This window comes from Streptosporangium sp. NPDC000239 (genome assembly GCF_040300765.1).
Classification (GTDB): domain Bacteria; phylum Actinomycetota; class Actinomycetes; order Streptosporangiales; family Streptosporangiaceae; genus Streptosporangium.
This window is the reverse complement of the sequence record NZ_JBEPEI010000008.1, coordinates 211,470-233,989: the sequence shown is the minus strand read 5'-3', so window position 1 is coordinate 233,989 and position 22,520 is coordinate 211,470. Positions and strand designations below refer to the sequence as shown.

16 protein-coding genes are annotated in these 22,520 nt (G+C 70.6%); 11 read left to right on the top strand and 5 right to left on the bottom strand.

The window, feature by feature from the left end; translation table 11 throughout:
* Window positions 1-178: 178 nt before the first annotated feature.
* From ABT340_RS21865 to ABT340_RS21845, 5 genes are all read left to right on the top strand, one after another.
* A complete protein-coding gene (locus ABT340_RS21865) occupies window positions 179-1,933 on the top strand; it encodes an amino acid adenylation domain-containing protein (protein WP_352012633.1) in 1,755 nt (584 codons plus the stop codon).
* Between the two features lie 60 nt (window positions 1,934-1,993).
* Window positions 1,994-2,209, top strand: a complete 216-nt coding sequence (locus ABT340_RS21860; protein ID WP_352012632.1) for an MbtH family protein — start codon at window positions 1,994-1,996, stop codon at window positions 2,207-2,209.
* A 153-nt stretch (window positions 2,210-2,362) separates the two neighbouring features.
* The gene (gene pdhA, locus ABT340_RS21855) at window positions 2,363-3,508 is read left to right on the top strand and encodes a pyruvate dehydrogenase (acetyl-transferring) E1 component subunit alpha (RefSeq protein ID WP_502992522.1); all 1,146 of its coding nucleotides are present in this window, start codon (window positions 2,363-2,365) and stop codon (window positions 3,506-3,508) included.
* A 27-nt stretch (window positions 3,509-3,535) separates the two neighbouring features.
* The gene (locus tag ABT340_RS21850; RefSeq protein WP_352012631.1) at window positions 3,536-4,513 is read left to right on the top strand and encodes an alpha-ketoacid dehydrogenase subunit beta; all 978 of its coding nucleotides are present in this window, start codon (window positions 3,536-3,538) and stop codon (window positions 4,511-4,513) included.
* 2 nt (window positions 4,514-4,515) lie between these two features.
* Window positions 4,516-5,769, top strand: a complete 1,254-nt coding sequence (locus tag ABT340_RS21845) for a dihydrolipoamide acetyltransferase family protein (protein WP_502992521.1) — start codon at window positions 4,516-4,518, stop codon at window positions 5,767-5,769.
* A gap of 60 nt (window positions 5,770-5,829) precedes the next feature.
* On the opposite strand, the gene ABT340_RS21840 is transcribed toward ABT340_RS21845, so the two are convergent.
* Entirely contained in the window at window positions 5,830-6,240 is a 411-nt protein-coding gene (locus ABT340_RS21840; protein WP_352012629.1) for an SgcJ/EcaC family oxidoreductase, read from the bottom strand.
* A gap of 592 nt (window positions 6,241-6,832) precedes the next feature.
* Between ABT340_RS21840 and ABT340_RS21835 the strand changes: the two genes are divergently transcribed.
* Both ABT340_RS21835 and ABT340_RS21830 read left to right on the top strand, forming a co-directional pair.
* Window positions 6,833-8,392 carry a 4-hydroxyphenylacetate 3-hydroxylase family protein gene (locus tag ABT340_RS21835; RefSeq protein WP_352012628.1) on the top strand — a complete coding sequence of 520 codons (1,560 nt, stop codon included), beginning with the start codon at window positions 6,833-6,835 and terminating at the stop codon, window positions 8,390-8,392.
* A 207-nt stretch (window positions 8,393-8,599) separates the two neighbouring features.
* Complete coding sequence (locus tag ABT340_RS21830; RefSeq protein WP_352012627.1) at window positions 8,600-9,946, top strand: sensor histidine kinase; 1,347 nt, start codon at window positions 8,600-8,602, stop codon at window positions 9,944-9,946.
* Window positions 9,947-10,267: 321 nt separating this feature from the next.
* Here the strand turns inward: ABT340_RS21830 and ABT340_RS21825 are convergent, their stop codons facing one another.
* Together ABT340_RS21825 and ABT340_RS21820 are read right to left on the bottom strand one after the other, a co-directional pair.
* Window positions 10,268-10,894: a response regulator transcription factor gene (locus ABT340_RS21825; protein WP_352012626.1), complete on the bottom strand. Its 627-nt coding sequence runs from the start codon at window positions 10,892-10,894 to the stop codon at window positions 10,268-10,270.
* Window positions 10,895-11,070: 176 nt separating this feature from the next.
* Window positions 11,071-11,730: a restriction endonuclease gene (locus tag ABT340_RS21820; RefSeq protein WP_352012625.1), complete on the bottom strand. Its 660-nt coding sequence runs from the start codon at window positions 11,728-11,730 to the stop codon at window positions 11,071-11,073.
* A 451-nt stretch (window positions 11,731-12,181) separates the two neighbouring features.
* Here ABT340_RS21820 and ABT340_RS21815 point away from each other — a divergent pair, with 451 nt between their 5' ends.
* The 3 genes from ABT340_RS21815 to ABT340_RS21805 all read left to right on the top strand — a co-directional run bounded on the left by ABT340_RS21815 (window position 12,182) and on the right by ABT340_RS21805 (window position 17,920).
* On the top strand, window positions 12,182-13,144 hold the full coding sequence (locus ABT340_RS21815; protein WP_352012624.1) for a LysR family transcriptional regulator: 963 nt from the start codon (window positions 12,182-12,184) through the stop codon (window positions 13,142-13,144).
* Between the two features lie 244 nt (window positions 13,145-13,388).
* Window positions 13,389-13,736: a hypothetical protein gene (locus ABT340_RS21810; RefSeq protein ID WP_352012623.1), complete on the top strand. Its 348-nt coding sequence runs from the start codon at window positions 13,389-13,391 to the stop codon at window positions 13,734-13,736.
* A gap of 710 nt (window positions 13,737-14,446) precedes the next feature.
* Entirely contained in the window at window positions 14,447-17,920 is a 3,474-nt protein-coding gene (locus ABT340_RS21805; RefSeq protein ID WP_352012622.1) for a M28 family peptidase, read from the top strand.
* Between the two features lie 80 nt (window positions 17,921-18,000).
* Here ABT340_RS21805 and ABT340_RS21800 read toward each other — a convergent pair whose 3' ends face one another.
* Entirely contained in the window at window positions 18,001-19,884 is a 1,884-nt protein-coding gene (locus tag ABT340_RS21800) for an ABC transporter ATP-binding protein (RefSeq protein WP_352012621.1), read from the bottom strand.
* Window positions 19,881-21,701 carry an ABC transporter ATP-binding protein gene (locus ABT340_RS21795; RefSeq protein WP_352012620.1) on the bottom strand — a complete coding sequence of 607 codons (1,821 nt, stop codon included), beginning with the start codon at window positions 21,699-21,701 and terminating at the stop codon, window positions 19,881-19,883. Before ABT340_RS21795 ends, ABT340_RS21800 begins: the two co-directional genes overlap by 4 nt.
* Before the next feature lie 308 nt (window positions 21,702-22,009).
* Between ABT340_RS21795 and ABT340_RS21790 the strand changes: the two genes are divergently transcribed.
* Complete coding sequence (locus ABT340_RS21790; RefSeq protein WP_352012619.1) at window positions 22,010-22,516, top strand: hypothetical protein; 507 nt, start codon at window positions 22,010-22,012, stop codon at window positions 22,514-22,516.
* Window positions 22,517-22,520: the final 4 nt, after the last annotated feature.

Here is a 22,520-nt window from a genome sequence, read left to right as displayed (position 1 = left end):
CTGACTGCGTGACCGGACGCGACGGCGGCCGTCCACGGCGGGGGTGACGGCCCCGGCCGCCGGCGCCCGCCCGTGCCCGTCGTGCCCGCGAATCCGCCCCGCCCCCGGCCCCCGGTTCCCGCCCGCGCGGGCGGCCCGCACGGCGGGCTCAGGCGGAACGAACGGATTGGAGTACGCGATGGCTTCCCCTTCCACCCAGGGTTCCGTCCAGGGACGCTTCGCCGCCCAGGCGGCGCTGACCCCGGACGCGACGGCCGTCTCCTTCGGCGACCTCCGCCTGACCTACCGGGAGCTGGACGAACGGGCCAACCGGCTCGCGCACCTGCTGCTCGGACGGGGAGCCCGTCCGGAGAGGCCGGTCGCGGTGCTGATGGAGCGTTCGGCCGACATGGTCGCCGCCATCCTGGCGGTGCTCAAGACCGGGGCGTTCTACCTGCCGCTGCACACCTCCCACCCGCTGGAGCGCATCCAGTGGATCATGGACCACGCGGGCGCGCCGATCCTGCTCGCCGACGCGACGACCCTCGGGCGCGGCCTGCCGGAGGGCGGCCCGCTCGTCGTCGTCGACGGAGGCCGTGAGTCGGCGGGGGAGTCCCCGGCCGACCCGGGCGTGGACTCCCACCCGGACCAGCTCGCCTACCAGATGTACACCTCGGGCTCGACGGGAGAGCCGAAGGGCGTCGGCGTCACCCACCGGGGCGTCCTCGGGCTGGCCTTCGACTCCTGCTGGGAGGGCGGGCGGCACGAACGGGTGCTGATGGTCGCGCCGCACGCCTTCAGCGTCTCCACCTACGAGCTGTGGGTGCCGCTGCTGAACGGCGGCCGGATCGTCGTCGCGCCCCCCGGCGTCCTCGGCGTGGCCACCCTGGGCAGGCTCGTGACCGAGGAGGCGATCACCGGTCTGCACCTGACGGCCGGGCTGTTCCGGGTGCTCGCCGAGGAGGCGCCCAAGTGCCTGGCCGGGGTGCGCGAGGTGCTGACCGGCGGGGACGTGATCGCGCCCGAGGCCGTACGGCGGGTGCTCGACGCCTGCCCGGACACGGTGGTCAGGGCCATGTACGGCGCCACGGAGACGGCGCTGTTCGTCACCCACGGCCCGATGACCGCCCCCTACACCGAGGAGGGCGCCGTACCGGTCGGCGGCCCGCTCGACGACGTACGGCTGCGCGTCCTCGACGAGGCCCTCACCCCCGTCCCGCCCGGCACGGTCGGCGAGCTGTACGTGGGCGGCACCCGCCTGGCGCGCGGTTACGCGGGCCGGGCCGACCTGACCGCGCAGAGCTTCGTCGCCGACCCGTTCGCGGGACCCGGCGAGCGGATGTACCGCACCGGCGACCTGGTACGGCTGACCCCCAGGGGACAGCTCGACTTCGTCGGCCGCGCGGGCGACCAGGTGAAGATCCGGGGCTTCCGGGTCGAACCCGCCGAGATCGAGGCGGTCCTGGCGAGACACCCCGGGCTCGCCCACGTCGCGGTCGTCGCCAGACGGGCCGAGGACGGAGAGAGAAGACTGGCCGCCTACGTCGTGCCCGGACCCGGTGGCGCCGACGTGGAGGCGTTGCGCGCCCACGCGGCGCGGGCGCTGCCGGACTACATGGTGCCCGCCGCGTTCGTCGTGCTCGACACCCTGCCGCTGACCCCCAACGGGAAACTGGACCGCGCGGCGCTGCCCGGGCCCGACTTCACGGGCCTGCCCGCCTACCGCGCCCCGAGCGGCCGGCTTGAGGAGACCCTGTGCGCCCTGTTCGCCGAGGTGCTCGGCGTGACGCGGGTCGGCGTCGACGACAGCTTCTTCGACCTCGACGGCCAGTCGCTGCTGGCGATGCGGCTCATCAGCCGCATCCACGCGGAACTGGGCGAGGACCTGCCGATCAGCGCCCTGTTCGACACCCCGACGGTCGCGGGCCTGGCGGCGCGGTTCGGTGGCGCCTGACGGCTTGTCAGCTCTTCGAGCCCTCGCGTCTGAAGCCCGGTAACGGAGAAGGAGAACGAGATGGCCAACCCCTTCGAGAACCCGGACGGAACCTTCCTCGTGCTGGTCAACGAACAGGGTCAGCACTCCCTGTGGCCCGTCTTCGCCGCCGTGCCCGCGGGATGGGCCGTCACCCACGGCCCCGCGGGACGTGAGGACTGCCTCGGCCACGTCAGGCGGCACTGGACCGACACCCGGCCCCGTGACCTCGCCGCCCACCTGGACACCCCGCGCTGAACGCCCAGGCCGGGGCCGTACGCCGCGATCCGCACGGGTCCCTCACCGGCCGTTCGCGGGTTCCGCGGACACGCGGGGGCCCGCACCCACGGACACCACCGGCAACCGGCCGCGCGCCGGTTCCCGACCACCGCAACGCACGAGGAGTGGCACGTGACCATCGACGCCGCGCGCGGTACGCCCCCGGGGACCGTCACAGCGCCCCCGCCGCCCCCGCCGCCCCCGCCGCCCCCGCAGGAACCCGTCCGGCTGCTCACCCCGGACGGCAGGCGGGTCGAGCACCCGGACTACGACGCCGTCTTCACCGCGCGGGAGGTCAGGAGCCTCTACCGGGACCTGGTGATCGTCAGGAGACTCGACGAGGAGGCCCTGGCCCTGGCCAGGCAGGGAGAGCTGGCCGTCTGGCCCTCGCTGCGCGGCCAGGAGGCGGCGCAGGTCGGCTCGGCCCGCGCCCTGCATCCCGGGGACATGGCCTTCCCCAGCTACCGCGAGCACGGCGTCGCCTGGTGCAGGGGCGTCGACCCGGTGCGGGAACTCGGCTCCTTCCGGGGGATCAACCACGCCGGGTGGGACCCCAGGGAGCACAACCTGCACCTGCCGACGATCGTCATCGGCAGCCAGGTCCTGCACGCGACCGGCTACGCCATGGGCGTCCAGCGCGACGGCGCGGAGGACGCGGTGATCGCCTACTTCGGCGACGGCGCGACCAGCGAGGGCGACGTCAACGAGGCGTTCGCCTGGGCGGCCGTGCAGAACGCGCCGATCGTGTTCTTCTGCCAGAACAACCAGTGGGCGATCTCCGAACCCACCGAGCGGCAGTCACGCGTCCCGCTGCACCGGCGCGCGGACGGCTTCGGCTTCCCCGGCGTCAGGGTGGACGGCAACGACGTGCTGGCCTGCCTGGCGGTGACCGCAAGGGCGCTGGACAACGCGCGCAGCGGGCAGGGGCCGACGCTGGTCGAGGCGTTCACCTACCGGATGGGGGCCCACACGACGACGGACGACCCCGGCCGCTACCGCCCGCGCGCCGAGACCGAGGCCTGGCTGCTCAAGGACCCCGTCGAACGGGTCAGGACCTACCTGCTGGCCTGCGGCGCCGCGGACGAGGCCTTCCTCGCCGAGGTCGAGACGGAGGCGGAACGGATCGGGGCGGACCTGCGCACCCGATGCCGGGAACTGCCCGATCCGGACCTCGACGAGCTGTGGGACAACGTCTACGCGGCCGAGCACCCGCTGGTCGAGGACGAGCGCGCCGCCTTCGCCGCCTACCTCGCCTCCTTCGAGGACACGCCGCGATGAGGGAGACACGCGAAGGGAGGCACGACGGTGGGCGTTGAGACCCTGTCTTTGTCCCGGGCGATGAACGAGGGCCTGCGCAAGGCCATGGAACGCGACCCCAGGGTCCTCGTCATGGGGGAGGACGTCGGCAGGCTCGGCGGTGTCTTCCGGGTGACCGACGGCCTGCAGAAGGACTTCGGCGAGAGCAGGGTCATCGACACGCCCCTGGCCGAGTCGGGCATCGTCGGCACGGCCATCGGGCTCGCGCTGCGCGGCTACCGCCCGGTGTGCGAGATCCAGTTCGACGGCTTCGTGTTCCCCGCCTTCAACCAGATCACCACCCAGCTCGCCAAGATGCGGTTGCGTTCCCTCGGCACACTCGAACTTCCCGTCGTCGTCCGGATCCCGTTCGGCGGCGGCATCGGCGCCGCCGAACACCACAGCGAGTCCCCCGAGGCGTACTTCACCCACACCGGCGGCCTGCGCGTGGTCGCCTGCTCCAACCCCTCCGACGCCTACACGATGATCCAGCAGGCCATCTCCTGCCCCGACCCGGTGATCCTGTTCGAGCCGAAACGGCGCTACTGGGACAAGGCGCCGGTCGAGCTCGACCTGTCGGGGGCGGTGCCCCTCGGCCGGGCCGTGGTCGCCCGCCCGGGGCGGGACGTGACGCTGCTGGCCTACGGCCCGGCCGTACGGACCTGTCTCGAAGCCGCCCAGGCCGACGGGAGCCGCTCCGTCGAGGTCGTCGACGTCCGCTCGCTCAGTCCCCTGGACGAGGCGACGGTGTTGTCCTCGGTGCGCAGGACCGGCCGGTGCGTCGTCGTGCACGAGGCCCCGGTGTTCAGCGGGTACGGCGCGGAGCTGGCGGCGAGGATCACCGAACGGTGCTTCTACGACCTGCGGGCCCCGGTGCTGCGGGTCGGCGGCTTCTCCACGCCCTACCCGCCCTCGCGCCTCGAACGGCACTACCTTCCCGACCTCGACCGCGTCCTCGACGCCGTCGACCGGACCATGGCCTGGTGAGCATGAGTGAGCTGAGACGGTTCGCGCTCCCCGACGTCGGTGAGGGGCTCGTCGAGGCGGAGATCGTCAGGTGGCACGTGCGCCCCGGCGAGCCCGTGCGGGTCAACCAGGTCATCCTTGAGATCGAGACGGCCAAGGCCGTCGTCGAGCTGCCCTGCCCCTTCGCGGGCGTCGTGGGGGAACTCCTCGTCGAGGAGGGCACGACGGTCGAGGTCGGCACAGCGCTCATCACCGTGGCCGTCGGCGGGGACGCCCCCCGGGTGGCCCCGCCCGTCGCCTCTCGGGAGCAGGAGCGGGTTCCCGTGCTCGTCGGGTACGGGGCCATGCCGGGCGCGACGAGCCGCAGGCCGCGCAGGCGGACCGCCCCTGAAAGGCCCGGAAGATCCGAAAGGCCCGGAGGGAGCGGAGACGGTGGCGCGGGCGAGCCGACCGTCCGCAGACTGGCCAAGGACCTCGGCGTCGACCTGGCCGCCCTCGCCAGGACCGGCCCGGGAGGATCGGTCACCCACGAGGACGTCCGGCGGGCGGCGGCCGTACCGGACCCGGAGCCCGGCGGCGGGCAGGAGCGGATCCCGGTCAGGGGGGTGCGCAGGCGCACGGCGGAGGCGATGGTGCGCTCGGCGTTCACCGCCCCGCACGTGACCACCTGGCTGCAGGTCGACGTCACCGCGATGACGGAGCTGGTCACGAGGCTGCGCGGGCTGGCCGACTTCGCCGGGACCAGGGTCTCGCCGCTGCTGCCCGTCGCCAGGGCGCTGGTGATCGCGGTCAGGCGCAACCCGATGATCAACTCCTCGTGGGACGAGGCCGCCCAGGAGATCGCGCTCTGGCGGCGGGTGAACCTCGGCGTCGCCGTCGCCACGGAACGCGGGCTGATCGTCCCCAACGTCAAGGGAGCCGACGACCTGTCGCTGCCCGCCCTGGCCCGCGCCCTGACGGAGCTGACCGAGACCGCGCGGGCGGGCGGGACCACCCCCGGGGACCTGTCGGGGGGAACCGTCACGATCACCAACACGGGCGTCTTCGGGGTGGACGCCGGAACCCCGATCCTGCCGCCGGGTGAGGCGGCGATCCTCGCGCTCGGCCAGATCAGGGACATGCCCTGGGTACACGAGGGACGGGTCACGGTCCGCAGGGTCGCCACGCTGGCGCTGTCGTTCGACCACCGGATCGTGGACGGCGAACTGGGCGCCACGGTGCTCCGCGAGATCGGCGCCATGCTGGAGGATCCGCTCCTGATGCTCGCCTGGTCCTGACCGGCCCCGGCACGAGGACGCCGCCCGGCCGTGGGGCCGGGCGGCGTCCGCGCGAGCGGGTCAGGCCGGGTTGACGGGGCTGTTCTGGTAGGCGGCGAGCCGCCATTGGCCGTCCTCCTTGACGACCAGCCAGGAGGCCCGGATGGCGCGTTCCGGGGAGACCTCGGTCTCACCCGGAGCCAGCACGCCGCCCTGCGTGATCAGCACCCCGGTCGTCTCGCCGAGGAACCTGATGTCGATCGGGCGCCCGGTCACCTGGGTGCCCTTGAACGGGCCCTCGAACGCCTCCGCCATGAACGAGTGGATCTCCTGACGGCCCTTGCGGTAGAGGCCGGGCAGGATCATGCTCCCGTCCTCGGTGAAGACGCCGGCGAAGGCCTCCGCGTCGTGTTCGGCCCACGCGTCGACGACGCGCTGGGGGACGGCCGCCACGGCGGCCCTGTCAGCGTCCGAGGGGCTGGTCGTTGTCATGTTTCTCCCTTTCTCCTGGCTGTCCGATGGTCGTCGGGAAGTCTCAGGCGGCCTCGTCCGGAATCTCCCAGGCGGGGGACGGGCACGCGCGGGCACGCGCCGCCCTCCTCCGTGCCAGGGTCCAGGTCACACCCTCCGTCTCCTTGTCGTCCCCCGGCGGACAGGACGGGTCCTCCCGCCGGGCCGGGGGCAACTCGGACACGCGGCCGGTCGGCCGTCCTGATGCGGGAACGTCGGCGGTCAGCACCATTTCCTCCTGGGAACCAGCTGGGAACTAGCGGATGAGAACCGGGAGGCGTGCCGCTCGTACGGTCACGGAAGGCGGGAGAACGGTGGTCCCCATGAGACGGTCGGGAACCGCCCGGAGCCGGACGCCCCTGTCATCCACTGTCATCCACCGGCGATGGCGGCGACCGCCTCCGGTGTGCTCACCCTCCGACCGTCCCACCCGGCCCCGGGGCCCCGCATCTCTCGGATTGCGCTGTCCGGGAGAACCGCGGTGATCAGCGCAATCTGGGAGAAAGGCATCGCCACCACCGGGTGTCACCATTGAGTTCCGCGGCGCCGCCCACAACTTCCCCGAGGAGTCGAGGTGCGAGACGAGCAGACAGGCCCCGTGACCCGCCCGCTGACCGGTGAGGAGTACATCGAGAGCCTGCGCGACGACCGTGAGATCTACGTGTACGGCGAACGCGTCAAGGACCCCACGACCCACCCGGCCTTCCGCAACCCCATCCGGATGACGGCGCGGCTCTACGACGCGCTGCACGACCCGGCCAGGCGCGAGGTCCTCACCGCGCCGACCGACACGGGAAGCGGCGGATACACCCACAGGTTCTTCACCACGCCGCACAGCGCCGAGGACCTCGTCGCCGACCAGCGGGCCATCGCCGAGTGGGCGCGCATGAGTTACGGCTGGATGGGCCGCAGCCCCGACTACAAGGCCTCCTTCCTCGGCACGCTCGGCGCGAACGCCGACTTCTACGAGCCCTTCGCCGACAACGCGCGCCGGTGGTACGCCGAGTCGCAGGAGAAGGTCCTCTACTGGAACCACGCCATCGTCCATCCCCCGGTCGACCGCGGCCGCCCGCCGGACGAGGTCGCCGACGTCTTCGTCCACGTGGAGCGGGAGACCGACGCGGGCCTGGTCGTCAGCGGGGCCAAGGTGGTCGCCACCGGCTCGGCGCTCACCCACTACAACTTCATCGCCCACTACGGACTGCCGATCAAGAGACGGGAGTTCGCGCTGGTGGCCACGGTGCCGATGGGCGCGCGGGGGATGAAGCTGATCTGCCGCCCCTCCTACACCGCCGCCGCGGCGGTGATGGGCAGTCCCTTCGACTACCCGCTCTCCTCGCGCCTCGACGAGAACGACACCATCCTGGTGCTGGACAAGGTCCTCATCCCCTGGGAGAACGTCTTCGTCTACGGCGACGTGGGAAAGGTCCAGCTGTTCACCGGGCACTCCGGCTTCATCGAGCGCTTCACCTTCCACGGCTGTACCCGCCTGGCGGTGAAACTGGAGTTCATCGCGGGCCTGCTGGCCAAGGCGCTTGAGATCACCGGCACCAGGGACTTCCGGGGCGTGCAGAGCAGGATGGGCGAGGTCCTGGCCTGGCGGAACCTCTTCTGGGCGCTGTCGGACGCCGCCGCGCGCAACCCCGTCCCGTGGCGCAACGGCGCGGTGCTGCCCAACCCCCAGTACGGCATGGCCTACCGGTGGTTCATGCAGGTCGGCTACCCCAGGATCAGGGAGATCGTGCTGAAGGACGTCGCCAGCGGGCTGATCTACGTCAACTCCAGCGCCGACGACTTCAAGAACCCGGACATCCGTCCCTACCTGGACAGATTCGTCCGGGGCTCGAACGGGGTGGACGCCGTCGAGCGGGTCAAGGTCATGAAGCTGCTGTGGGACGCGGTCGGCACCGAGTTCGGCGGCCGGCACGAGCTGTACGAGCTCAACTACGCGGGCAACCACGAGAGCACCCGCGTCGAGCTGCTGCTCGGGCAGGGCGCGTCGGGGCAGATCGACGACTACAAGGCGTTCGTCGAGCGGTGCCTCGGGGAGTACGACCTGAACGGCTGGACCGTCCCCGACCTGTCCTCCTTCGACGACCTGCGCCACGCCAGGAACGACCTGCTCAACGGCTGACCCCGCCGCGCCGTCCGGACACGCCCGGACCGGGACAACCGTGGGTTCGCACCGTTCCGCGGGCGGCGCGGCCTGAGGTGGCCACGCCCTCCGCATGGCGCGGGCCGCGTCTTCGGTGAAGACTGACGGGGAAGTACACGGGGGTGTGACGGGGGGTGTGACGGTCGGCGGACCCCGGAACGGCGCCGGGGAGAGTGGAGAGAACGGGTGCGGCGCTCATGCTCCCTTGGCTGGCGTGACTCCGAGTACCTCGCGGCCCGGCCGGGACGGGATCGGGTCAACCGGTTCGTCGTGATGCTGCTGGTCCTGCAGCGCGCGAGCTACCTGGTGCCCGCCGTCGCGGGAGTCTTCAGCGCCGACCGCCTCTACCGGAGCGCCGCGCTGAACGTGGTCCTGCTGGCCGTCGCGGTCGCCTGGAACGCCGCGCTGGTCGTGACCACCCGGCGCCGGGGCTGGTTCGCCCGCTGGGCGGTGGCCGCGGACGTCGCGGTGACCTGCGGGCTCCTGCCGGCGGTCGGCGCCAACTGCCTCGGTGACTCCCGAGCCCCGGCGAACTGGTCGTCGTCGGCCCTCATGGCCACGGGGGCGTTGACCGGGGCGGTCGCGGAGTCCCTCGCGTGGGCGTGGGCGCTGCTGCCGCCCGCACTGGCCTACCTGGTGGCGCACGCGGGCGACCTCGGCAGCAGGTACCCGTTGCCGATCGACATCGCGGTGCGCCTGAACTCCTACCTGTGGTTCGCGGTCATCGTCTGCTTCATCCACCGTTACCTGCGGGCGCAGGCGAACCGCCTGGACGACCTGGCCGACCGGCGGCTGGCCACAGAGACGGGCCACGTCGCCGACCAGGCGCGTTCCGCCGAGCGTCTGGCGCACTACCGGCGGCTGCACGACACGGTGCTCACCACCCTGACGGCCATCGCCCGCGGCGGTCTCGACCACAGGGAGGAGCAGGTACGGCTGCGCTGCGCCGCCGACGCGGAGTACGTCAGGCTGCTCATCGGGCGCGAGGGCACCGGAACGGCCGCCCGCCTGGAGGACAGCCTGGCCAAGGTGATCACCAGGGCCTCCGGGCTCGGGCTGCGGGTCCGCTACGCCGCGGCCTGCCTGCCCGAGCGGGTGCCCGCGGCCGTCGTCTCCGCTCTCGCGGACGCCTCCCAGGAGGCGCTCAACAACGTGGCCCTGCACTCGGCGACGAAGGAGGCCTGGCTGACGGTCATCGGCGAGGACGCGCACGGGAACGTTCCTGAGGACGGCCGGGGCCGTCGGGTGACCGTGCGCGTCGTGGACCGGGGGAGAGGCTTCGACCCGGCCTCCACAGCCCCGGGATTCGGGCTCGCCTCCTCCGTCGCCGGCCGCATGCGGGAGGTCGGCGGTCAGGTCACCGTCCTGTCCGCCGAAGGCGAGGGCACCTGCGTCGAACTGGTCTGGCCCGGTGACCCGGCAGGGAGCGGGGCGGGGCCGGTCCTCGACGGTCACGTCAACCGAGACGGAGCCCGGCCCCCCACCGGGCCCGGAGGGGCCGGGCGTCAGAGCGACCGCGGCGCACACGGCTGACCCGCGGTGCACGACCCCGTCGCGCCCCCCACCAAGTGGCCCACGTTCCAGACGGACCCTCAAGAGCTCCCCCCGCCCGTGAGGAGCGTCGGCTTGTGCCGTACCGGTGCCGTGCGCGAGGGGTTTGACCTTGTGCTTTACCGGCGCCAAGTGTGAGGAGTGTCCGGCTTGGGCGCGTCGGTGCTTGGACTGAGGAACGCAGGAGCGAAGCGACGGAGTGACGAGGGAAAGCACCGACTCGAAAGCGCCCAAGCCCGCGCCGCCGAAGGCGGAGCAAAGAGACACAACCCGCGACGCCGAAGGCGGAGCAAAGAGACACAGCTATCTCAACCAGCCGTCCTCCCTCACCCGGGTGGCGAGGTCGAGTTTGGTGTAGGCGGGTCTGCCCGCTCTGCGGTACTTCTCCTTGACCCGGTCGAGGTAGTTCTTGGCGGTTCCCGGCTGGACTCCCGCGCTGCGGGCCGCCGCGGACAGCGTCATCCCCGACGCGTAGGCCAGCAGTACGGCCCGTTCCTGGGGGGAGAGCACGGGGCGGTCGGCAGCGCGGTCGGACAGCCAGCAGAGCGCCAGTTCGGGGGAGTGCGTGCTTCCCCGGGTGGCGACCTCGCGGACGGCGGAGGTCAGCACGCTCAGGTCGTGGTCCTTGGTGAGGTATCCACCGGCCCCGGCCCTGACGACCTGGGAGCCCATGCTCGGTGAGGTGATCACGCTCACCACGAGCACCCGGCTGCCCGTGGCCACGATCCTGCGTACGTTGCCGATCGGGTCGGAGCGGTCGGCCAGGAGCAGGTCGAGGATCACCACGTCGGCGGGGGCGTGTCCTCTGGAGAGCAGTTCTGTGACCGTGCGGGCGGTGCCCGCCAGGCGTATGTCGGGGACTCCGGAGAACCAGGCGGTCAGTCCGTCGAGCAGCATCCGGTCGTCGTCGACCACTGAAACCGCGATCATGGTTGCCCTTCCCGGCACCGAGGAAACGGGGTGGTCTCGCCGTGATATGAACGCGTCAAAATCCCATTATGTCCTTACTTTTCGACCTGACTAACATAGATCATTACGCCAGTCGAAGTGCGAAATATGACATATACCAAGGCATACAGCGCCTGAGTCACGCCCGGTGGGAGGGCTCAGCCCCCGCGAGCCGTACGGCCGGGCAGGAGGGCCTCGCCGCCGAGCCAGGCGGCCAGCCGCTCACGCTCGACGAGGATCAGCCCGCCCTGGTTCGCCTCGGTCAGGGCGGGGCGGGTGAGGCGGCCGGAGGTGACCAGGACGCCGGTGTGCCCGGCGAAGGCGTGGGCCAGCGCGCCGAGGAAGTCGCGGACCTGGGGGGCGCCGACGCTGCCGGTGTAGCGCTTGCACTGGAAGGCGAAGGGGCGGCCCCCGGGGCCGATCGCGGTCAGGTCGACGCCCCGGTCGCCCGCGCCGCCGAGCAGCCTGACATGACGGAAGCCGTCCCGGCGCAGCAGTTCCGCGGTGAGCCTCTCGAACTCCGCCCCCGTCAGCCGGTCGACCCGCTCCAGCTCGGAGTTCTCCCGGAACCACCTGCGCTCCCGCTCGGCCGTCGCCCTGGCGCGCGCCACGGCGAAGGCCGTGGCCAGGACGAGCGCGGCGACGGCGGCGGCCACGAACCACGGCCAGTTCCGCTGCAGGAAGGGCAGGGCCGCCCTGAGCAGCAGGAACACCAGCGCGGCGCCGAAGAGCCAGAGCAGGAGACCGGTCTCGCCTCCCTTCCCGCGCTTTCCCGCGCCCGAGGGTCGTCTTCTTCCGGCCGGTCGCCGGTCCGCCATCGTGTCAGCTCCCGTCGTCAGGGGGTCGAAGCAGTGAGTGTGAACGACGTCTCCGACAGAAACGGTCATGAGAGGAGGGAGAGTTCCCCCTTTCGCGGAAGAAAGTCCCCCCGGGGACCGATCGCGTTGGCGAGGCCGTACGAAAGGGAAAAACCATAAAAGAGCGGATAGTTCGCCATATAAGGCTTATGGAGAGAACGCGAACTTCATTTGGGTGCCGCCCCGTGGCCCCGAGGGGCGCCGCCCGGATCGGGTCCCGGTACGGCCCGGCGGGGGCGAGGTGGCGGTGCCGCCGTACCGCGCGGTGGGGGGCGCCGGGGCGCGCGGGGCGGCGGCGGACCGGGGAGCGCTCTCTCGTTTGACCCGGAAAGATGTGCACAGTCTTGGAACCCTGTGAAATCGCTATTGGATTTTGATTTAAAATGGTAGGGTTTCTCCCTATCATCGCCGCATGGACATGGAAATGCGCCATCTTCGGGTCATCCATGCGATCGCCGAGCACGGCAGTATCTCCAAGGCGGCCTCCTCCCTCGGACTGTCCCAGCCCGCGCTGGCCGGTCAGCTGCAGCGCATAGAGCGCATGCTCGGCGGCCAGCTGTTCGAACGGGCCCACGAGGGCAGCCGCCCGACCGCGCTCGGCGGATGGATGCTGGAGCGGTCGAGTTCGCTGTTGCACGCCTTCGGCACCCTGCAACGGGATGCGCGCCACTACGTCGAGCGGGGTACGGGGAAACCTCTCGTGCGGGTCGGCTGTGCGCCGATGTCGCTGGCGGGATACGTCAGCAACTGCATGTACGACCTGGTGCCCGGGGTGGACTTCACCATCCGTACCGAGGAGTGCATGGACACCCTGCACTCCTTCATGGAGACGGGCAGGCTGGAACTGGCCGTCCTGGGTGACTATCCGGGCTACGAGCTGACGCCGCCGCCCGGGGTGGTGTACGAGATCCCGGTGATCGAACCGATCTTCATCGGGCTCGCGGAGTCCCATCCGCTGGCCCGGCAGGAGGAGATCGATCTGGCCGACCTGGCCGGCGACGACTGGGCGATGCCCCCGCAGGCGGAGGTGGGCCACAGGGAGCACTTCTGGGACGCCTGCAGGAAGCACGGCTTCGCCCCCAGGCTGAACTTCTCGGTCAGTCCCGCCCTGGCCTACGACCTGATCAGAGCGGGCAGGTGTGTGGGGATGTTCCAGGCGATCTACCAGCCGCACCCGGGGATCGTGGTCCGCCCGCTGGTGGGCACCCCCATGTTGTTCCGCTACATCATCGCCTGGACCCGGCACGGTCCGCTGGCCGAGCACGTGGTCTCCCTGATCAGCAGTGCGATCCGCAGGTACTGGAGCGAGGCGCTGAAGGTCCCCGTCTACGCGGCCTGGCTCGAACGCCATGGACAGCCCCTGCGTTTTCCGTAGTGTCCCATGCCGGTCGTCTTGATGGGGTTCATGCGGCAAATCTGGTTCGAGTGAAAAAATTGGAAAAGTGAAGACGTATCATATCAAGGGGAAAGATTTTCATCTTCCGGATGAGCGTGCCGAGAAGGATGTGGCCGATGCTTTTGAGGCCACAAACCATGGGATTAGACCGCTGCTGCTCATGTTCTGACATCGTGGAAACGCCGCAATGATCAGCGGCTCAGAACACGATTCCGGAGGATCAATGAAGCTCTATCGCTCATCGCTCCGAAGCGCCGCGACGGCCGCCGCCGTCGCGGCGCTTCTCGGGAGCGGATTGACCACCGTATCGGCCATTCCCGCCCAGGCGGCCCCCTGCACCGTCAACATCTACAAGGTCAACACAGGTCATGGCGGGTCGAGTGTGTACGTCAGTTACATGGGCGCCGAGCTGGTCTATCAGGATCCGAAGGCGGATGATTCCCCCGTTACCGGGCCAAGTTCCTATGTGATGAAGCCCAACCAGGTCAATGGCAGACGTGCCGTCTACCTGGCCGGTGGCCGCCTGGCCTGGATGTACGCTCCGGCGCTGGAATACGAAACCTGTCGTTAGCCGGATTCGAGAGGGCGGCCCGCGACCGTGCGGCGCCGCCCTCTTCTCTTTTCCTCCGGGCGAACCTTTCCGTGGAGGCCGCCCGGACGGCCCGGGGAAAACCCGGTCCGGGAAACGGCGCCCGTCTTTGCGGTGGTCGGCCCGGGCGGAAAAGGTGTGTCCGAAACGGACCGCCGTTATTCATTGCACAGGAAGGTTTCCTATTTAATAATGTTGTCAGCGCAGCGTGTCCACGGTGCGGGGCGCAGTCTCTCCGCATCCCGGCCGCTCCGCCGTACCCCCCGGAGGTTCGTGTGGCCATTGGCCTCGGGGCGCTGACCGGCCCGGTCGTTCTCCCGTGGGCGATGACCGGGCCTGACAACGACATTGACTCCGGTTGTGCCGGAGGTCTTTGGCGCCACCCCTGATGTTCGCGGGATGGGGAATGACCTGCGGACACTCAAGAACGGCCTGGTCGTGCGACCGTCGGCCGGCATATGACACCGACGATTTCAGCCGCTCATCCGATGGGTAACGGGTGTCCGCTGACCAGTGAATACGCGCCTGCCCCCTGTCAAGAGATGAACGCCTGATCACCCCATAGTGGCGGACTATGGGCAGCTGGAGGGTTCCTGACATGTCGTAGTAATGGCACCTTTGGTCCAGCCCTGGCCGGCCACGGCTCCTTGGTCCCTTTCCCCCCAGGGGACTTGTGAGAGGAGTCATCCAGAGTGAGATCCAAGCTCAGAACAGGTGCCGTCGCCGTACTGGCGACAGCGGCGCTGGCGGCTTCCACGTTCGCGAACGCGCCCGGCGCCTACGCGGCCAAGCCCGCGGTGGACGCGAAGCCCACCCCCGTGGGAGCGGCGCAGAAACTCGACAGGGCGTTCACCCCGCCCAACGCCAGAGGCCGCGAGCGTGCGATCGCGAACGCGGGCAAGGCGCTGGCCGCGGAGTCCGGGACACTGCGCAAGAGCGCACAGGACAAGTTCACCCTGGCCAAGACCATCGACGGCGCGTACGGCCTGCAGTACCTGACCTACGCCCGCACCCACCGAGGGCTGCCGGTCTACGGCGGCGACGTGATCGTGACCACCGACCGGGCGGGTGACCAGCTCGGCCAGGTCGCCTCCGGCCAGCGGGCGGAGATCAAGGTCGGGGTCACCCCCAGGGTCAGGTCCTCGGCGGCGGCGGCCACCGCCCGCGCCAAGCTCGCCAAGGTGGAGAGCGCCGACTCCCCGACCCTGCTGGTCCACGCGGCGGGCACCCAGCCGAAGCTGGCCTGGGAGGTCGTGGTCAGGGGCGCCACCGAGAAGGCGCCCAGCGTGCTGCACGTCTTCGTCGACGCGCTGACCGGCTCGGTGCTGGACTCCTACGACGAGGTCCGCGCGGGCACCGGCAACAGCTTCTACAACGGCAACCCGGTCACCATCCAGACCTCGGGGTCGTCCGGTTCCTACACCATGCGTGACACCACCCGCAGCGGCCTGGCCTGTGGCGGCCAGAACGGCTCGGCCTACACCAAGAGCACCGACTCCTGGGGCAACGGCTCCGGCACCAACCTTGAGACCGCCTGCGTCGACGCCCTCTACGCGGCGCAGACCGAGTGGAACATGCTCAGGGACTGGCTGGGCCGCAACGGCTTCAACGGCCGGGGCGGCGCCTTCCCCATCCGCGTCGGCCTCAACGACGTCAACGCGTACTGGAACGGGTCCTACACCAACTTCGGCCACAACCAGTCGAACAACCAGCAGGCGACCCCGATGGACGTCGTCGGCCACGAGTTCGGCCATGCCATCTTCCAGTTCTCCGGCTCCGGGGACGGCGGCAGCGGCAACGAGGCCGGCGGTCTGAACGAGTCGACCGGTGACATCTTCGGCGCGCTGCTCGAAAGCTACGCCAACAACCCCAACGACCCGGCGGACTACCAGGTCGGCGAAGAGGTCAACCTGGTCGGCCAGGGGCCGATCCGCTACATGTACAAGCCGAGCACCAACGGTGACCCGGACTGCTACAGCTCCTCGATCCCGAACACCGAGGTGCACGCGGCGGCCGGTCCGCAGAACCACTGGTTCTACCTGCTGGCCGAGGGCACCAACCCCGGCGGCGGCAAGCCCACCAGCCCGGTCTGCTCCGGATCGTCGAACCTGACCGGCATCGGCATCCAGAAGGCCGGCCAGATCTTCATGGCCGGGCTCAACAACAAGACCTCGCCGTGGACCCACGCCAAGGCGCGCGCCGCCACGGTCGCCGCGGCCAAGCAGCTCTTCCCCAACAGCTGCGTCGAGTGGAACGCGGTCAGGGCGGCCTGGAGCGCGGTCAACGTCTCCGCCGGTTCCGGTGAGGGCACCTGCACCATCCAGAACCCGAACGACTTCTCGGTCTCCCTCAACCCCACCTCGGGCAGCGTCCAGGCGGGCCAGCAGGCGACCTCGACCGTCGGCACCACGGTGACGGCGGGCAGCGCCCAGTCCATCACGCTGCGGGCCTCCGGTCTGCCCTCGGGGGCGAGTGCCTCCTTCAGCCCGCCGACCATCACCGCGGGCCAGAGCTCGACGCTGAGCGTCACGACCTCGTCGAACACGCCGAACGGCACCTCGTCGATCACGGTCACCGCGGACGGCACCGACGTCGACAGGACCGCGACGTACTCGCTCACGGTCAGCGGCGGCCCGCCCGGCGGCGGTGAGGCACCGGACATCAGCCTCGCCAACGTCAAGGCGCACCTGCAGCAGTTCCAGAGCATCGCCAGCAGCAACGGAGGCAACCGCCGTTCGACCGGCGCCGGCTACACCCAGTCGGTCAGCTACGTGGAGAACAAGCTCCGCGCCGCGGGCTACACCGTGACCCGGCAGAGCTGCACCTCCGGCTGCAGCGGCGGCGCGGGTCCCAACCTGATCGCGGACTGGCCGGGCGGCGACGCCAACCAGGTCGTCATGTCCGGCGCCCACCTCGACAGCGTCTCCGCCGGTCCCGGCATCAACGACAACGGCTCGGGCTCCGCCACCCTGCTTGAGGTCGCGCTGACCCTCGCCGCGAAGAACCCCACCATGACCAAGCACGTGCGGTTCGGCTGGTGGACCGACGAGGAGCAGGGCCTGCTCGGCTCGAAGTACTACGTCGGCTCGCTCAGCTCGGCCGAGCGCTCCAAGATCAAGGTCTACTACAACTACGACATGGTCGGCTCGCCCAACGGCGGCTACTTCATCAACAACATCGCCACCGCCGCGGCGGCCGATCTCAAGGCCTTCTACACCAAGATCGGCGTCCAGACCGAGGAGAACGTCGAGGGCGCCAACCGCTCCGACGACGCCTCCTTCCGCAACGCGGGCATCGCCACCTCCGGTGTGGCCGCGGGTGCCAGCGACATCAAGACCTCGGCCCAGGCCACCAAGTGGGGAGGTACGTCGGGCAGGGCGTACGACTCCTGCTACCACTCCTCCTGTGACACCACCAGCAACATCAACGACACCATCCTCGACCGGGCGGCCGACGCCGCAGCGTACGCGGTCTGGAAGGGCGCCGTCGGCGGCGACACCCCACCCCCGACCGACGACTTCTCGGTCTCGGTCAGCCCGTCCTCGGCCACGGTCCAGGCCGGTGAATCGGCCTCGGCGACGCTGAGCACCCAGGTCACCTCGGGCAACGCCCAGTCGGTCTCGCTCAACGCCGGCGGCGTGCCCTCCGGCGCGAACGTGAGCTTCAGCCCGGCGACCATCACCAGCGGGCAGAGCTCCTCGGTCAGCATCACCACCTCGTCCGCGACCCCGGCGGGCACCTACTCCATCAGCCTCAACGGCAACGGGACGAGCGCCAACCGCTCGGCCGTCTTCACCCTCACCGTCGGCGGGACCGGCGGCGGGCGCACCTTCACCAACGACACGCCCTTCGAGATCAACGACGGCTACCAGGACTACACCGACATCGACGTCGCCCTCGACGGGGAACCCGAAAGCACGTTCACCGTCACGGCCGACATCCAGCACACCTGCTCGCAGGACGTGCGCATCACCCTGTACCAGCCGAACGGGTCCGCCCGGGTGCTGAAGTACGAGGGCTACGAGGCCTGCACCCCCTACGACGGGCCGGTCACCTTCACCGTGAGCAACCCCTCCAGGCTCGGCAACGGCACCTGGTCGCTCATGGTCGGCGACTACTTCCAGGGAGACACCGGAGTGGTCAACTCCTGGAGCATCTCCTTCTAGCGGGAACACCCCAAGAAACCGGAGAGCGAGCACCCGGCGGTGGCCCGGACCTGTGAGGGTCCGGGCCACCGCCCCCGCCGTTATCCGGGAAGCCTGCCCGGCAGGTCGGAGACGCTCTCGCGCCAGGCCCGGTGCAGGTCCGCGAACCGGCCCGCGTCCCGGACGAGCCGATCGGGCGGCCCGTCCTCGACGATCTCGCCGCCCTCCATGACCAGGACCCGGTCGGCGATCTCGACGGTCGAGAGGCGGTGCGCGATGATCAGGGCGGTCCGGTCGGCGAGGATCGTGCGCATCGCCCGCTGCACCAGCCGTTCCCCCGGTACGTCGAGACTTGAGGTCGCCTCGTCGAGGATCAGCACCGCCGGGTCGGCGAGGAAGGCCCTGGCGAAGGCGACGAGTTGCCGCTGTCCCGCGGAGAGCCGTCCGCCGTGCTTGCCGACCTGGGTGTCGTAGCCGTCGGCGAGCGCGGAGACGAAGCCGTGGGCGCCGACCGCCTTGGCGGCCTCGACGACCTCGGCCGCGGACGCCTCCGGCCTGCCGAACCTGATGTTGTCCGCGACCGACCCGGTGAACAGGAAGTTCTCCTGCGTCACCAGGACCACCGCCGCGCGCAGCGTCTCGTCGTCCAGGTCGCGCAGATCGACCCCGTCCAGCAGCACACGCCCGGCGACCGGGTCGTAGAACCTGGCCACGAGCTTGGCCAGGGTGGTCTTGCCCGCCCCCGTCGTGCCGACCAGCGCCACACTCTGCCCGGCGGGAATCGTCAGGTCCATCCTGGGCAGTACGGGGGTCCCGTCGAGGTAGGAGAACTCGACCGCCTCGAACCGGACACCACCGCGTGGCCGTACCAGCGGCACGGGGTCACGCGGCTCGGCGACGTCGGGTCTCTCCTCCAGCACGCCGGAGAGCTTCTCCAGCGCCGCGCCCGCCGACTGGAAGGCGTTGTAGAACTGGCTGATCTCCTGCATCGGCTCGTAGAACTGACGCAGGTAGAGCAGGAACGCGGCCAGCACGCCGACCGTGACGTGGCCGCCGAGCGCCAGCCACCCGCCGTAGAGCAGGATCGCGGCGATCGTGACGTTCCCGATCAGTTTGACGACCGGTGCGAAGATCGAGATCAGGCGCATGCCCTGGATGTTGGCGTCGCGGTAGTCGACGTTGAGCCGGCCGAAGATCTCCTGGTTGCGCGGCTCCCTGCGGAAGGCCTGGACCGCCCTGACACCGGCCATCGACTCCACGAAGTGGACGATCAGCAGCGCGACCGTCTCCCGTGTCCTGCGGTAGGCGATGCTCGACTGCCGCCGGAACCAGCGGGTGAACAGCAGCAGCACCGGCAGCGGGAGCAGGGCGACCAGGCCGAGCCGTACGTCGAGGACGAGCAGCAGGACGGCGGTCCCGGTCAGGGTCAGCACCGCGGTGACGAGCCCGTCGAAGCCGGATTCGAGCATCTCGTAGATGGCGTCGATGTCGGAGGTGAGCCGGGAGACGACCCGGCCGGAGGTGTAGTCCTCGTGGAAGGACAGCGACAGCCGCTGGAAGTGGGCGAAGACCCGCCGCCGCAGTTCGAGCAGGACGTCCTGGCCGATACGGCCGGAGCGCCTGAGGAACACCTGCCGGGTCGCCGCCTGGAGCGCCGCGGCCACCAGCACCGCCATGACCACCGCGACGAGCGTGCCCGGTCCCTGTCCCGAGGTCATCGGCGGGATGCCCGAGTCGATGCCAACCTTGACCAGGAACGGGATGGCCAGCGAGGCCCCGTTGCAGACCACGATGACCGCGACGAGCACCGCGATCTCCCGCCGGTACGGCCGCAGCAGCTCGGCCAGCAGCCGTCGCGACCGGGCGCGCAGCAGGAAGGAGGCCCGCTCGGACAGCTCGTCCTGGTTCTCCGCGGCGACGCCCCGCCAGCCCGGGCTCTCGCCGGTCGTCTCCGTCTTCTGGTTCTCCTTCGTGGTCCCGCTCACAGCAGCGCCTCCTGTTCGTCCAGCGGCTCGTCGAGGGCCGCCGACAGCAGCTCGCGGTACTCGGGAACGGTCGCCATCAGCTCGTGGTGCGGGCCGACGTGGGTGATCGTGCCGTCGAGCAGCAGGGCGACCCGGTCGGCGAGCAGCACCGTCGAGGCGCGGTGCGCGACGACGATCCCGGTCGCGTCCCGCAGCACCCGCCTGAGCGCCTCCTCGACCAGGGCCTCGGTCTCGACGTCCAGGGCGGAGAGGGTGTCGTCGAGGACGAGGACCTTCGGCCTGGCCAGCACGGCGCGGGCCAGGGCCAGGCGCTGACGCTGGCCACCGGACAGCGACATGCCCTGCTCACCGATCCTGGTCTCCAGCCCCCACGGCAGGTCGTGGACGAACCCGGCCTGGGCGATCTCGACGGCCGCCGCCATCTCCTCCTCGGTGGCGTCGTGCCGTCCCAGTGTGAGGTTCTCCCTGACGCTCATCGAGAACAGCGTCGGCTCCTCGAAGGCGGTGGCGACCATGGTGCGGAGCGCGGTCAGGGACAGGTCCCGCACGTCGTGGCCGTCGAGGGTGACCCGGCCCTCGGTGACGTCGTGCAGACGGGGCACCAGCGAGGTCAGCGTGGTCTTGCCCGACCCCGTCGCGCCGACGACCGCCACCGTCTCCCCGGGACGGACGTCCAGCCAGACGTCGCGCAGCACCGGCCTGTCCGCGCCGGGGAAGGTGAAGCCGACCCCCTCGAAGCGCAGGTGCCCGCGGGGCCGTTCGACCGCGTCCGTGCCGCCGACGATGGCGGGCTCGGTGTCCAGGACCTCCATCACCCGGTCGGCCGCGGTCATCGCCTCCTGGCCCATCACCAGGATGAAGCCGAGCGCGGAGATGGGCCACACCAGCTGCAGCATCAGCGTGGTGAAGGCCACCATCGTGCCCAGGGTCAGCGCTCCCGTGCCGACCGCGAGCGCACCGGTCAGCAGCACCACGGCGAGGGTGACGTTGGGGACGACCTCAAGGAAGGTGAAGAAGCGGGAGGACAGGCCCACCTTCTCCATCGCGGTGCGGTAGATCTTCAGCGCCGCGTCGCCGAAGACGCCGCCGACGTACGGCCCCCGCCCGAAGGCCTTGATCGTGCGGATGCCCGCCGCGGACTCCTCGACCAGGGTGGCCAGGTCGCCCTGCTGGTCCTGGACTCGGCGTGAGGCGTCGACGTACCCCCGCTCGAAACGCAGCGAGATGAGGGCGATCGGCAACGCCGAGGCGGCGACCAGCAGGCCGAGCGGCCAGTACATGTTCAGCAGCAGGCCCGTGACCGTCACGATCTGGACGCTGATCAGGACGAGGAAGAGCATGCCGAAGCCGAGGAAGCGCCGGATCGCCGACAGGTCGGTCGTCGCGCGGGACAACAGCTGCCCGGACTGCCAGGAGCCGTGGAAGCCCATCGGCAGCCGCTGGAGGTGGGCGTAGAGGTCGTCGCGGATGCTGGTCTCCACGCCGAGGACGGCCTCGCCGAGCATCCACCTGCGCAGCAGGACCAGCAGCGCCTCACCCGCGCCGAGGGCCAGCGCGAGCAGGAACAGCGGGAGCAGCGCGCCGGTCTCACCGCTGGCGACGGGGCCGTCGATGACCTCCCTGCCGATCAGCGGGATGACGATGCCGATCCCGACCCCGGCCAGGGCGGCCAGCCAGATGACGATCAGCCGGGTCGTGTAGGGACGGAGGTAGGGCCGCAACCGCCACAGTGACGAGATCCTGGCGCGGCGGGGGTGGGGGAGAGGGGAACGGGTGGTACCGGATTCTCGCGCTGAGGCGACGGTATCGGGGGGCATCAGCAGGCAGCACACTCCTTACTGGGTTCAGCACTGTCCTCGCAGAAGGGCCCGTAAAGGCTAAAACCCCCGTCAAACGGTTTTCCGCGTCACGGGCCCCGGTGAACGCCCGCCGGATCGGTCCCCCCGTCCGGCGTGCGGCGACCATCAGAGTGTCCGCAACGGTTCAGACGCCGACAACTGTCCTGAAAGTGGGCCTCCCCTGACATCGGGGCCACACGACCCGCGTCTCCACTCACGGGTGGAGTTCTCCTGTCTCCACCCGTGCTCCGATCCGCGCCGGGACCACCGTCCCTACCGTCGGTGACATGGATTCGCTGCAGATCGCCGTCTTCTCCCTCGTCGTCCTCGCCCTCGTCGTCTACCGCCAGATGCGGACCCGGCCCGCCGCGGGACGCGGCCTGCTGGTCTTCGGCCTCATCCTGACGGGGGCCGGGGTGTACGGCGGCGGCCTCCTGGAGGAGAGCCCGTCCGTCCTCGGCGTCGCCGTGATCGCCGTCGAGGCGGTCATGGCCGTCGCCTTCGGCGCCCTGCGCGCCTGGACCGTGCGGGTGTGGCGGGAGGCCGACGGGGTCGCCTGGGCCAGGGGCACCGCATGGACCCTGGCGGCCTGGGTGGTCTCCTTCGCCGCCCGCCTGGCCCTGTTCGCCGCGGGCGGCGCGCTCGGCCTCACCTACCGGCCGGCCGCCGCCCTCGTCTTCGCGGGCCTGACCGTCGCGGCCCAGGCCGTCCTGGTCGCCAGGAGGGGGCGGATGCTCGGCGAGGCCGTACCGGCGTGGGTGCCCGCCTCGCAGCCGGCCGGGCGGGATCGGTAACGTC

What these genes read in the sequence shown, in the direction of transcription:
- ABT340_RS21865 (WP_352012633.1), top strand. Translation starts at nt 179, where the DNA reads ATGGCTTCCCCTTCCACCCAGGGTTCCGTCCAGGGACGCTTCGCCGCC.
- ABT340_RS21860 (WP_352012632.1), top strand. Translation starts at nt 1,994, where the DNA reads ATGGCCAACCCCTTCGAGAACCCGGACGGAACCTTCCTCGTGCTGGTC.
- ABT340_RS21845 (WP_502992521.1), top strand. Translation starts at nt 4,516, where the DNA reads ATGAGTGAGCTGAGACGGTTCGCGCTCCCCGACGTCGGTGAGGGGCTC.
- ABT340_RS21840 (WP_352012629.1), bottom strand. Translation starts at nt 6,240, where the DNA reads ATGACAACGACCAGCCCCTCGGACGCTGACAGGGCCGCCGTGGCGGCC.
- ABT340_RS21825 (WP_352012626.1), bottom strand. Translation starts at nt 10,894, where the DNA reads ATGATCGCGGTTTCAGTGGTCGACGACGACCGGATGCTGCTCGACGGA.
- ABT340_RS21820 (WP_352012625.1), bottom strand. Translation starts at nt 11,730, where the DNA reads ATGGCGGACCGGCGACCGGCCGGAAGAAGACGACCCTCGGGCGCGGGA.
- ABT340_RS21815 (WP_352012624.1), top strand. Translation starts at nt 12,182, where the DNA reads ATGGACATGGAAATGCGCCATCTTCGGGTCATCCATGCGATCGCCGAG.
- ABT340_RS21810 (WP_352012623.1), top strand. Translation starts at nt 13,389, where the DNA reads ATGAAGCTCTATCGCTCATCGCTCCGAAGCGCCGCGACGGCCGCCGCC.
- ABT340_RS21795 (WP_352012620.1), bottom strand. Translation starts at nt 21,701, where the DNA reads ATGCCCCCCGATACCGTCGCCTCAGCGCGAGAATCCGGTACCACCCGT.
- ABT340_RS21790 (WP_352012619.1), top strand. Translation starts at nt 22,010, where the DNA reads ATGGATTCGCTGCAGATCGCCGTCTTCTCCCTCGTCGTCCTCGCCCTC.